General features: G+C 62.8%; 11 protein-coding genes. 8 read left to right on the top strand and 3 right to left on the bottom strand.

Annotation, left to right across the window (positions count from 1 at the left end):
* Nucleotides 1–33: 33 nt before the first annotated feature.
* From ASD12_RS05065 to ASD12_RS05055, 3 genes are all read right to left on the bottom strand, one after another.
* On the bottom strand, nt 34–369 hold the full coding sequence (locus ASD12_RS05065) for a hypothetical protein (protein WP_056582522.1): 336 nt from the start codon (nt 367–369) through the stop codon (nt 34–36).
* 74 nt (nt 370–443) lie between these two features.
* The gene (locus tag ASD12_RS05060; protein WP_082525256.1) at nt 444–1,292 is read right to left on the bottom strand and encodes an endonuclease/exonuclease/phosphatase family protein; all 849 of its coding nucleotides are present in this window, start codon (nt 1,290–1,292) and stop codon (nt 444–446) included.
* A 112-nt stretch (nt 1,293–1,404) separates the two neighbouring features.
* A complete protein-coding gene (locus ASD12_RS05055) occupies nt 1,405–2,868 on the bottom strand; it encodes a phosphatidylserine/phosphatidylglycerophosphate/cardiolipin synthase family protein (protein ID WP_056582746.1) in 1,464 nt (487 codons plus the stop codon).
* Nucleotides 2,869–3,131: 263 nt separating this feature from the next.
* Here ASD12_RS05055 and ASD12_RS32780 point away from each other — a divergent pair, with 263 nt between their 5' ends.
* The 8 genes from ASD12_RS32780 to ASD12_RS05015 all read left to right on the top strand — a co-directional run bounded on the left by ASD12_RS32780 (nt 3,132) and on the right by ASD12_RS05015 (nt 11,930).
* Nucleotides 3,132–3,335 (top strand): hypothetical protein, encoded by a 204-nt coding sequence (locus ASD12_RS32780; RefSeq protein ID WP_057143041.1) that lies wholly within the window; start codon nt 3,132–3,134, stop codon nt 3,333–3,335.
* A gap of 497 nt (nt 3,336–3,832) precedes the next feature.
* Nucleotides 3,833–4,522 carry an AraC family transcriptional regulator gene (locus ASD12_RS05045; protein ID WP_244482743.1) on the top strand — a complete coding sequence of 230 codons (690 nt, stop codon included), beginning with the start codon at nt 3,833–3,835 and terminating at the stop codon, nt 4,520–4,522.
* Between the two features lie 223 nt (nt 4,523–4,745).
* Nucleotides 4,746–5,264, top strand: a complete 519-nt coding sequence (locus ASD12_RS05040; protein WP_056582515.1) for an AraC family transcriptional regulator — start codon at nt 4,746–4,748, stop codon at nt 5,262–5,264.
* 196 nt (nt 5,265–5,460) lie between these two features.
* Nucleotides 5,461–9,654: a YadA-like family protein gene (locus ASD12_RS05035; RefSeq protein WP_056582513.1), complete on the top strand. Its 4,194-nt coding sequence runs from the start codon at nt 5,461–5,463 to the stop codon at nt 9,652–9,654.
* A 7-nt stretch (nt 9,655–9,661) separates the two neighbouring features.
* A complete protein-coding gene (locus tag ASD12_RS05030) occupies nt 9,662–10,219 on the top strand; it encodes an invasion associated locus B family protein (RefSeq protein WP_056582511.1) in 558 nt (185 codons plus the stop codon).
* A 13-nt stretch (nt 10,220–10,232) separates the two neighbouring features.
* Nucleotides 10,233–10,898 (top strand): hypothetical protein, encoded by a 666-nt coding sequence (locus ASD12_RS05025; RefSeq protein WP_056582509.1) that lies wholly within the window; start codon nt 10,233–10,235, stop codon nt 10,896–10,898.
* Nucleotides 10,899–10,935: 37 nt separating this feature from the next.
* Nucleotides 10,936–11,397, top strand: a complete 462-nt coding sequence (locus ASD12_RS05020) for a DUF4189 domain-containing protein (RefSeq protein ID WP_056582507.1) — start codon at nt 10,936–10,938, stop codon at nt 11,395–11,397.
* Nucleotides 11,367–11,930: an invasion associated locus B family protein gene (locus ASD12_RS05015; RefSeq protein WP_200953682.1), complete on the top strand. Its 564-nt coding sequence runs from the start codon at nt 11,367–11,369 to the stop codon at nt 11,928–11,930. Before ASD12_RS05020 ends, ASD12_RS05015 begins: the two co-directional genes overlap by 31 nt.
* Nucleotides 11,931–12,395: the final 465 nt, after the last annotated feature.

The raw sequence follows: 12,395 nt of genomic DNA, 5'->3' as shown, positions 1-12,395 counted from the left end.
CCGGCTTTCGCCGGCCGGTTGGTCTGACCAGGATCAGCCGCAGACGCGGACCTCCTCGATCACCCTGTGGTGATGGCGCCAGTGCTTGACCAATTCGATGTGGCAGCGGTGATGCCGGTGGTGGCGGCGATATTCGCCACCTTGGTAATCACCGAACTGAACGCTGCCGTTCTGATCGTCACCATACTGGTTATCGTTGTTATACCGGTGATGGCGGCGAACGACAATTTCGCCGTTGTCGGACTGATCGTCCGGTGAATACTGGTTGTTGTCGTCGGACTGGATAATCACACTTGCGGCCTGCGTTGGCGCGATGACCGCAGCAGTCGCGGCAAATGCCAACACGGAAGCAAAAATCAGTTTCTTCATTTCATTCTCCTGCGAGTCAAAGACATGAACTCGACGTATCAACTCGCGGAAGAACCGGGCGTTCCACTTTGAATCTACACGCTTTGCGACGCCGGAGACATCAAGGCGTTATCGGAGACACGTTCCAAACGCACGAAGGCCGTCAGCGGCAGGTGGTCGGAGGCAATGCGCGAAAGCGGCGTGTCATGTGCGTCGACGGACGCAATCATGCCGTGCCTGTTGGCCATGATCCGGTCGAGCGCCAGCAGCGGCAGGTTTGAGGGGAAGGTGGGGACCGCCGGCGGCTGCGGGCCGAACGTCGCATGCAGCGTGTTGAGCGCGGAGCGGTTGCCGAGCCGCCATTCGTTGAGGTCGCCGAGCAGCAAGGTCGGCTTTTCGTCCGGGCTGTTCATCAGGTCGAGCACGACACGTGCCTGCTGGGAGCGCGAGCGGCGCAGCAGGCCAAGGTGGGCGGCGATGATGCGCAGCGTCTGGCTTCCATCGAGGTCGATCTCCGCCACCACCGCGCCGCGCGGTTCCAGTCCCGGAAGCTTGATCTGATGCACGTCACGAACGACGCCCTTCTTGAACAGCAAGACATTGCCATGCCAGCCATGGCCCTTGCCGGTCGCGGAAATAGGCACCGGAACCAGGCCGGTTTCCCGCTCGAGCCGGGGCAGGTCGAGAAGCCCATCACGGTCGCCGAAACGGTTGTCGGCTTCCTGCAACGCAATGACATCCGGATCGATTTCGCGGATGACGCGGATGGTCCGCTCCGGGTCGAATTTCCTGTCGACGCCGATGCATTTGTGGACATTATAGGAGGCTACCAGCGTGCCAGTGGTGGCCGTCGTCTTGTGTGCAGCGGCGTTTGCCTTCTGCATCCGGCGGTCACGAAGGGACAGAAGCATGCTTGCCGGGAGGCTGCGTCCAGTTCTCTGCATATCAGTGCTGCTCGTCCTCGCTGGCTTCAATTCAGAAGCTGGATACAGTCAAAATAGGCAATGTCGGCGTATGTTCCATGACAGACGAGCTCCACAACGACGCACCTCCGCCCTAGAGATAGGGTGAACCGAGCCAAAGGACCCGGTCGAACAATCGGATAAGAAACGGCCGGGCTCGCAAGGCTTCCAGCGTCACCGGCGCGGCGGAGGCGATCGCCGACCCGATCCGCGCCTCGATCTCGCTGGCAAAGCCGGCGTCGAGGACCTCAAGGTCGATCTCGAAATTCAGCCGCAGCGAGCGGGCGTCAAGATTGGAAGAGCCGACATAGGCCCACACACCGTCGATCGAAAGCAGCTTCGAATGGTCGAACGGTCCCTCGGTACGCCAGACGCGGCAATAATGTTTCAGCACCTGATCGAACTGGGCGGTCATTGCACGGTCGACCAGGAAAAGATTGTTCACGGCCGGCACGACGATGTCGATTTCGACACCGCGTCTGCCGGCGGTGATCAGCGCACTGACCAGTTCCCGATCCGGCAGGAAATAGGGCGACATCAGGCGGATCGACTTGCGCGCAACGGAGAATGCACCGATCAGCAGCTTGTGGTTGGTCTCGTTGCTGGCATCCGGGCCGGAAGCGACCGCCCGCACCAGCATAGGCACGCCGGGCGACGGTGACAGCGGGGCAATCCGCCAGGCATCACCCTTCAGCGCCTCGTTGGTGGCGAAGCGCCAGTCCTCGGCGGCGACCGAAAGGAGGTCGGCGACGACCGGACCGGTCACCCGGAAATGTGTGTCCCTGGCACTGTTGGAGCCGGCGAATTCGGCCGAGAAGCCCTTGCGGATGTTCATGCCGCCGGTGAAGGCGGCCATGCCGTCGATCACGAGTATCTTCCGGTGGGTCCTGAGATTGGCGTAAGGCAGGCGCAGGCCCATGACGATGTTGCCGTTGAAGACATCGGCGGTGATGTTGGCCTCGCGCAAATGCCCAAGGATGCTCGGCACGGAGTAGCGGGCGCCGACGGCGTCGATCAGCACGCGGACGGTGACGCCGCGCCGGACAGCGCCCGCCAGCGCTTCGACGAAGAGCAGGCCGACGGCATCATTGTCGAAGATATAGGTCTCCAGCAGGATGCTGCGCTCGGCGCCATCGATCGCCGCGCACATGGCGGCATAGGCCTCGTCACCTGTTTCCAGCACATCGATTGCATTTCCCGGGTTGAGCGCGCGCCGCGCCACCCTGTCGCCCAGTGTTCTCAAGCCCGTGAAGCGCTGGCCGTACCGCTCGACGATCAGGGCCTCTTCGGCGGCAAGGTCGCGCTCGTGCTTGGCGGACACAGCATCACCGGCAAGCGGGCGCTGGGCGGTGATCGTGGCACGACGGATGCGGTTGATGCCGGCGACAGCATAGATCAGCACGCCGAGGATCGGCGACAGCACCATGATGCCGACCCAGCCGGTGGCGGCGCGGACATCCTCCTTGGTCATGACGGCGTGGGCGATGCCAGCGGTCGCCATCACCACCGAGATGACGGCGAGAATTCGCGGCCAGTGAGTCGCCAGGGTCTCCAACATGGCCGAGACTATCCAGCGAGCGGTTGCAGAAGGCAATGCGGCCGGATCATGTCGCCGGACTGTGCGGACCTGTGTGTGCCCAGCCGAACTCGCTAGCGCATAACGCCGCCGCGCGGCATGCATGTGCGGCTGCTTCGGCGCGTTGTCCTTCGCCGCCATTGGTTCTTCAAGGCTTCCTATGCTTTGGTCCTGGATGTAATATATATCAGCAGGACTAAAACTAACGATGTAACATTTTGATTGATGGCGAGGGGGGGCGCCGAATGGTGAAGTTCAACTTCGATGGGCCTCCTGTGGATAACGCAGCTGTCGACACATCGGCCGAATGCCAACGCCAATTGCTGCCTCTCATCCGTGAAATCGTTCAGGCGGCAGTCGCTGCCGGGTGGAACGAGGAGGATGTTCTTTTGGCCTTTGTGGAACTTGCATGGGGCTTGTACGAGAATCGTCGAGATGATCTGCAATGACCAACCCGGTAGCTCTGCGTCGGCTTGTTGCATGGCCCGCCGAAGTGGCCGAATTATACCCAAGCCCAATGGGTGCGCTGCGTTGATGGAGGGGCTCTCCATCGAGTAGGAAAATATGTTCTAGAACTTCCTTTGTCGGCCATATTTTTTCTTCTTATCCCGAACAAAATTTTTTCTTTGCGCACGAATGTTATTCACTATCCGCAGCATGTGCGTTACGCTGGGTTCGGGTCGGGTCAAGGGGCATTTCAGGCGGCGGGCAGAGCGGCTGAGGCCAGGCGATGAAGAATGCGGACGAGGCTCGGGAAAGCGGCGATTCCCGAGGCGTCGATCGGGACCGGACAGCTCGATATGTCTTGGACATAATTCCCGAAAGTGCCGGGCCCAGAAGGGCCACCGCGCGGGGCAGCGTAATACATTCCGTTCGTGGTCCCGGATCGCAGACATTTCTGGCCAAGGAGCATTCCACGGGAATTGTGCTGAGGCCCGTCCACAAGTTGAGAGCCTCGCTAGGCAGCGACAGGATCACCGAATACGATGCGCCGGTCGGATGCCTGGTCATCAATCCCGCAGGCGTCGACAGTACTCTCGCCTGGTCGCAGACCAGGGAAAACGCTGTCGTTTCGATATCTCCGGAAGCATTGTCGGAATTGGCAGCTCACGAGTCCGGTCTCGCCGACGCAGAGCTTGAGCCGCCCGCGTTCGGCACGGTCGACCTGAGGGCGCTCAATATTGCGCAGATGATCACTGCCGAACTGACCGGGATGCTGCCTCCAAACGAACTTTACCTGGACTCGCTGCTCACGGTGTTCGGTGTTCACCTGCTGCGCACCTACACAAGCTGCAACAGGCAGACAGCATCGCCCAAGGGCGGGCTCTCTCCCGTTGGCGCCCGACGCGTGCGCGAGTATCTCAACGAGAATTTCGTGCGGAAAATAATGGTCGCCGAACTTGCGTCGGTGGCGGGGGTTTCCCCCAATCATTTCATAGTCGGGTTCGCCAGGACATTTGGAATGCCGCCGCATCGCTATCTGATCAATCTGCGCCTGGACCTTGCCGACAAGCTGCTTGTCGGCGGCGAGTTCGCGATAGCCGAAGTCGCCTACCTCGCGGGGTTTTCTGATCAGAGCCATCTGGCCGCGACCATGAAGAAGTACAGGGGAAGGACGCCGACCAAGGCCGGATAGGCTTCGGTTAAAAAAGAGAGTTCAAGGTACGGCAAAGGGACCGCCCTGCTGATGCATCACCAATGCATGATCAAAGATCGGAATTTCCTACAAAGCTTCCGGTATTTTCCAAAATACATCCGCCACGAACATGCCCAAGCCTGCGTGGGAGCCATTCGGAATATGACGCAGCCTCGACATTATCCGCCACGTGGCCGGATCGATGAAATGAACTGGACTGGCGATGCAGGGGCGGCTCGATCAATCACGAATTGTTTTGCGGGGGAACGGGGAGGGAGGCCTCGGATTGAACTTCATCTGGGACGTATCAGGAGGCCAAAAAATGCCGGGTGATGATGGTTTCCCCGGCTCGGCTTTCGGTACCAATTCGGCGCGGCAGCCAACTCTCAATGCGAAAGGCGGGCTTTCGGTCCGCAGCACACGCCGTGTGCAGGAGTTCCTGGACGAGAACTTCACGCGCAAGCTGGCGCTTGCCGAGATGGCCGCGGTTTGCGGTCTTTCGCCCTATCACTTCGTGCGGGCTTTCTCGCGGACGTTCGGGGTGCCACCGCATCAGTATGTCCTCGATCTGCGGTTGGATTTCGCTGAAAGACTGCTTGTCGACAGCCGCATGACGATCGCCGACATCGCTCATCTGAGCGGCTTTTCAAGCCAGAGCCATTTTACCACCGTGATGAAGAAATACCGGCAGATGACGCCGTTGCAGGCTCGGATTGACAATCTTAACGCGAAGGTCAAATGAAGCATTGCTTACAGAGTTGCTTGATCTTTTGGTTTTAAAGCAATGCCTAAAGTAACGGGCCGTTAACCTCTGTGGGGTTGCTCCGCTCTTTTCTCACAAGACAGCAATTTCATGAAATACCGCAGGCGGGAATCATGTCTTCCTGTCGTTGATCGGAATTGTCAGACATTTCGTGCCGGCCAGCGGAGAGGGAACCATGACCGACAATCAGATTTCGAGCGGCTCGTTTGTTCAGCGTCGCGCGGCGCATTTCGCCGGGCACTGGATCTCGGGCGCCGATTTCGGCTGTCGCTCGCTGCGCCGACGCCTGATGGCGGTCCTGCGTATGGCGCACCGGGTGCTCGGCATGCGCCGCCAGGGACATGGGCTCGGCATGCTCTGCATTGGCAGGTGTCTGGCAGCGGCGCTGGGTGCGATCGCATTGGGCGGCATCGCCACGCCGGCATTAGCACAGGTTTTCGGCGGTGGCGGTACGGCAAACGGAGTGCGCGGTATCGCGTTTGGATCCGGAGCCGTGCAAAACGGAGCCGATTCAATAGCCGAGGGCACCAATGCCAATGCGGGCAGCCAGAATGCCGTCGCGGTCGGCTTCCAGTCGCTCGCGACCCAGATCAACTCCATTTATCTTGGCTCGCGCACCGCAGCGGGGACGGGTGCCACTGCCACGAGCGCCATCGGCATTGGCACGGATGTCACCGCTTCGCAGGTCGACGCCATCGGGATAGGGCGTTCAGCCGTTGCGTCGGCGCAATACTCGGTGGCTCTCGGCCTGCAAGCGAAGGCCACAGGCGCCGGCGGCGCGATGGCGCTGGGCTCAGGCACGATTTCAAGCGGCGTCAATTCGGTCGCGCTCGGCGTTCAGGCCAATGCTACCGGAGCCGGTGCTAACGCCTTGGGCACTTTCTCCGTTGCTTCGGGAGGGAACTCCACCGCCCTCGGTACCAGCTCCGCAGCCAGCGGCAACTATGCCACGGCCGCAGGCTGGGGAGCCGTCGCCAGCAAGGATAGTGCTGTTGCCATGGGCAAGTCGGCCAGCGCGACAGGGCTGAACGCGACAGCGCTCGGCTCCAGCACCAATGCCTCGGCTGATTTCGCATTGGCGCTGGGCAACCAGGCTGTATCGAGTGGAGTCGGCTCGGTGGCAGCGGGCTCGGGCGCCCAGGCCACGGACGTCTCCGCCACGGCGCTCGGCAACAACGCCTCGGCGACCGCCGCGAGCGCAACCGCGCTGGGATTGGGCGCCACGGCGAGTGGCGTGAACGCCAGCGCGATCGGCAAGTCGGCCAATGCGAGCGCGCAGGACGCCATCGCCTTTGGTACGAGCGCCAAGGCCGATTCGGCCGAGGCCATCGCCATGGGCACCAATGCGGTGGCGACCGGCGGCAAGGCCGTCTCCATCGGTTCTGGCAACACCGCCTATGGCGACGGCGCGGTCTCCATCGGCGATCCCAGTTATGCCAGCGGCACCGGTGCCTTCACCGGCGGCGCCAACAACATCGCCAACAGCGACGGCACGGCGAGCGCCACCGCGGCCAATATGGCTAACGGTGCTGTTGCGATCGGCAACAACAACAAGGCCATCGGGCAAGGCTCGGTGGCGCTGGGCAACGGCTCCACGGCAGGTGCCGTCGGCCTTGCGGGCAATGTCGCGCTGGGCAATGGCGCGACGGCGGCGGCGAGTTCCGGCGACGTGGCGCTCGGCTCGGGCTCAGTGACCGCCGTGGCTGTCGGCACGCCCAGCGCCGTGATCAACGGCACGACCTACGTCTTTCAGGGTACCACGCCGACCTCGACGGTCAGCATCGGCGCGCCCGGTGCCGAGCGCACCCTCACCAATCTGGCAGCGGGGCGGATCAGCGCGCTCTCGACCGACGCGGTCAACGGTTCCCAGCTCTTCGCCACCAACCAGGCCGTCGACGCCATCGGCGCCGTCGTCAACAACATCAACGTCGGCGGCGGCATCAAGTATTTCCATGCCAACTCGACGCTGGCGGATTCCCAGGCGCTGGGAGCCGATTCCGTCGCTGTCGGCCCGAACGCGGTGGCCAACAATGCCGGCGATGTGGCAATCGGTCTGAATTCGGCGTCGGGTGTGACAACCGCCGTTGGCGGCGCGACGATCGGCGGCGTGAACTACACCTTCGCCGGCACCACGCCGGCTGGCGCCTTCTCGGTTGGCTCGGCTGGAGCCGAGCGCCAGATCCAGAATGTCGCGGCCGGACAATTGAACGGCGGCTCGACCGACGCGGTGAACGGCTCGCAGCTCTTCGCCACCAACCAGCAGGTGACGCAGAACACGACCGACATTGCCAATATCGGCACTGGCGTGACTGATCTCGGCAACACCATCAACAACATCGCCGGCGACACCTCGACCGCCTATACCGACGCCAATGGCATAGGCATCCGCTACGCCCGCACCAACGAGGCCGGGCTGGCGCAAACCGATTCCTTCGCCCAAGGGGTTGGCTCCACCGCCGTCGGCTACCAGGCGACCGCGACCGGCATCAGTGCGCTGGCACTCGGCCGCGACAGCAACGCCAGCATCGACGGCAGCGTGGCGCTCGGCTCGGGTTCGGTCTCCGATCGCGCGATCGCTCCCGCTACCGGGCAACTGCCCGCCGGCCCATCCAACTTCATCCAGTACAACACCACCGACAAGACGCTGCTCGGCGCCGTTTCGGTCGGCACCGCCACCTCCTACCGGCAGATCACCAATGTCGCGGACGGCACGCAGGCGCAGGATGCTGTCACCGTCCGTCAGCTGCAGGGGGTGATCGCCTCGGTCTCTGCGACGTCGACCAAGTATTTCCACGCCAATTCGACGGCCGGCGACTCGCTTGCGGTCGGGGCGGAGTCGGTCGCGGTCGGCCCGACGACGGTCGTCAACGGTGACAACGGCGTCGGCATCGGCAATGGCGCCATCGTCGACCAGACCGCACCGGGCGGCACGGCCATCGGTCAGAACGCGCATGTCATGCTGGCCGACGGCCTTGCGCTCGGCACCAATTCGCTGGCGTCCGGCATCCAGTCGGTGGCGCTCGGCGCCGGCGCCCAAAGCACCTTCATCAACAGCGTCGCGCTGGGCGCTCAGTCCATCACCTCGGTCGGCGCGCAGGCCGGTTACACGGCCTTTGCGCTCGCAGGCCCACAGACCTCGGTCGGCGAGGTGTCGATCGGCGCCGCAGGGGCCGAACGCAAGCTCACTAATGTCGCGGCGGGTTCGGCCGATACAGACGGCGTCAACGTCTCGCAGCTGCGCGGCGTGACGCAAAACGTCACGAACCTGTTCGGCGGCGGCACGACGGTCAATCCCGACGGCTCGGTCACCGGCCCGACCTATACCATCCAGGGCAACAATTATTCGACCGTCTATGATGGGTTCACGGCCGTCAACAACGCGCTGACCAACATCAGCAATGGCGGCGGCATCAAGTATTTCCACGCCAATTCGACGCTGGCCGACTCCACCGCCAGCGGCACCGACAGCGTGGCGATCGGACCGGCCAGCGTGGCCAGCGGCACCAACAGCCTTTCCGCCGGCAATGGCTCGACAGCCACGGGCCAAGGCGCGGTGGCACTCGGCCAGGGCGCCAAGGCCAACAACGCCAACGATGTGGCGCTGGGTTCGGGCTCGGTGACGCAGGCTGCGGTCGGCACCTCCAGCACCGTCATCAACGGCAAAACCTACGCCTTTGCCGGGACGACTCCGACCGGAACCGTCAGCGTCGGCGATGCCGGGGCCGAGAGGACGATCACCAATGTCGCCGCCGGACGGGTCAACGCCGGCAGCACCGATGCGATAAACGGCTCGCAGCTCTACGCCACCAACACGGCGGTCGAGGATTTGAAATCGGGCCTCGGATCGCTCACCCAGAATGCGGTGACCTATGACACCAATCCAGACGGCAGCAAGAAGAACAGCATCACGCTGCAAGGCGGCGACGTCAACGCGCCGGTCGTCATCTCCAATGTCGGTCCCGGCGTTGCCGGCACCGATGCGGTCAACGTCACCCAGATGAACAACCGCGTGGATTACGCCATCAACACGTCCAACAGCTACACCGACAAGGTGGCCGCCACGACCTTGCAGCAGGCCAACAACTATACCGACCAGAAGCTCAGCCAGCTCAATACCGACATGAGCGGCATACGCGACGAAGCCCGGCAGGCGGCGGCGATCGGCCTTGCCGCAGCCTCGCTGCGCTACGACGACCGGCCCGGCAAGCTGAGCGTTGCGGCCGGCGGCGGCTTCTGGCGGGATTCGAGCGCCTTGGCCTTCGGCGCGGGGTACACGAGCGAGGACGGCCGCATCCGCGGCAACGTGTCGGGCACGGCCGCTGGCGGTCATGTCGGCGTCGGCGCCGGCATCAGCTTTACGTTGAACTGAGGCAGGAATGAAAGGACTTGTTGCCCTGACCTGCCTGGCGCTCTGCGGCGGCCTCGTGCCGGCTGCCGGGCAGGTTGCCTCGCCGTACAGGATCAAGCCTTCGGACGTGGTGGTGCCGCCCGAGGTGAAGCTCGGAGACTACCAGCGCACCATCCGCCCGTTCGCGAACTGGACGCTGATCTGCGACGAGAACCTCAAAGCGCGCAAGAAGGTCTGCAATGTCTCGCAAATCATCGAGGACGCGTCCGGCAAAATGGCCTTCAGCTGGTCGCTTGCCGCCACTCAGGACGGCAAGCCTTACATGATCCTGCGCACCGCTCCGAACGCCAGGAGCGACGGCGTGGTGTCGCTGAAGTTCGATGGGCGGGGACAGGCGATCGACGTCCACCTGAACGGCTGCAACGAGATGGTGTGCGTCGGCATGTTGCCGGTCGGGCCGGTCATGCGTCAGCAGATCTCGCAGAACGCGACGCCGGCGATCTCCTACCCTACCGTCGACGGCAAGACGATCACCGTGGCCGCAACGCTCAAGGGGCTGTCAGAGGCCCTTTCACCACTCAAATAACCGGGGCACCACCATGAGCCAGCAGGATCAGTTCACGTCCGCAAAACGCACTCCGACCGTCGAGGCGGATCGACAGAGGCTCGTCGAATCCGCCCGGGGGCGATGGCCGCGCGTCGTCGGATTTTCACTGTTGGGGCTTGTCGTGGCGGGCTTTGGCTTCGCCGCCGGCAACTATGCCGCGATCGCCAATCTGGTCGGCGGCGCGACGGCAGCACAGGCTTCGACGCCGTCGCCGGCACTTCCGGACACGCCTTTCCTCGAGCACGTCAAGCAGGCCGGCGTGCAGGCCTGTTCGACCATCTTTCCTGTGCTTGGACAGATTTTGACGACCGGCACGAAGTACAGCGTCAAATCGTTGTGGAACGACCAGGCCGCCGACAAGCATGCCGTCCAGGCCTTTGTCGGCATGGATTATGCATCGGAACGCTATAGCGGGCCGGCTGCCGGCGTCGTTTTCGCATCGCCCACCGCTTCGGGTTGCGAAGGGGCGATGGTGCGGGTTGCGCCATTCGCCAGCCCGTGTGCCGACATCCCGTCCATTCTTCCGCAGGGCAGCAAGATCACCGACCATCTTGGGCAGGTCGAGGTGTACGAACTTGGCGGCAACGCCGGGGAAGCCCTTCTCCTGCCGACGGGCAAAAGCTGCGTGGTGATCTCCGTCGCTTCGGCGGCGAAGTAAGGCGAAGCGAATGGGATTAAGGAAAGGGGCGCCGACCATGAGATTGCGGGCTTTGGCAGTTTTGAGCTTGACCTTGTTGTGGAGCGGACACGTCATCTCGGCCGACCTGGTGGCGCCGCCGGAGCCGCAGCAGGAGGAAAAAGGCATCTGGGCGGCCATCGCCTATTCGCAGGCCGATAGCAAATACGGCTTCTTCTGGGGCGCCGACAAGCGGCAGGAGGCGAAGGACATCGCGCAGAAATATTGCGAGAATGCGGGCGGAAAGGCCTGCAACGTCGTCGCCGTCTTCCGCAACCATCGCCATTGGAATGATGACGACGAGACCGGCTTTCCCTACAAGCACTGCGGTGCGCTCGCCGTGGCAGACAAAGCCGAGAACCGTTTCACGCCCTGGGGCGTGAATTCGGCCGAGACCCGCCGGGAAGCCGAAGACCTCGCTTTGCAGGCCTGCGAGGCGGCGGGAAGCAAATGCAAGATCCGCGAGTGGGTCTGCACATGAAGTTTGGCCCAAACGCCGTCTCCGCATGTGGGGCAATCCTATTTTCATTGATGTCGCCGGCGTCGGCGCAGCAACAGGTGGCGGCTGTCCCGGATGGACCGTCGTCTCTGCGCGAAGTCTATCAGGACTGGAGCGTGGCTTGCTCTGTCCAGGAGAATGCGAGGGTCTGCTCGCTTTCGCAGGACCAGGTCCAGAAGAACGGCCAAAGGCTGCTTGCCGTGGAGATACAGAGACGCGCGGACGGGTCGACGATGGCTACATTGCTTCTGCCCTTCGGCATCTTGCTCGATCCGGGCGTGACGCTCCAGATCGACGATCAGCCGCCCTTGTCCCCGCAGCGCTTCAGGACCTGCCTGCCAACGGGTTGCATCGCGGTCTTTGCCATTGATCGGCCGACACTTGGAAAGATGAGGGGAGGCACGGTGCTGAAGCTCAACGTCACGACCGACGCCGAGACCCCGCTGACATTCCCGGTGTCGCTGCACGGCCTGACCGCGGCGCTCGACCGCATGGTGGCGTTAAGCGCAAATTGAGGGGAACGGGTCAGCTCGCAACCTTCCGGAGCGGGTTCGCGGCTGCCCGGCCATGAGGCTGTAACGGGCGATGCCTGCGGCATGACACGCACACCGGCCGCCGCCGATGGCGTATTTTTTCGACGCGGCACTTCGGGTCGCGCTGTCCGAAACAGCAATCCAACTCCGGGTCCAGTCGTCAATAGCGGATGTTCGCGCCTGCTATGATTCTGCCTGGTTGCCTAACGACCCTTCAGTTTCTTGTGCTTTCCCACAGATAGCTACATCCGGGTGCAACCGCAGCGGGTCGATGTTTGTGTGCCATTTTTGCTACATCTCGCCGCCTTGTTGTCTGAAACTGCGCTTTAGCGCCCGCTAAATCAATAATCGCTCACATATTTCGTGAATTTGTGGATAATCCGTCGACGGGCAGGCCTTGGCTTGGTTGTAGCGCTCTTATAAATGGGGCGCTGGGGAAACGTTAGG

The organism is Mesorhizobium sp. Root102, from assembly GCF_001425625.1.
In the GTDB taxonomy this organism is placed as follows: Bacteria; Pseudomonadota; Alphaproteobacteria; order Rhizobiales; family Rhizobiaceae; genus Mesorhizobium.
Note: the sequence above shows the minus strand (reverse complement) of the source record. Positions and strands in the feature narration are given on the sequence as shown.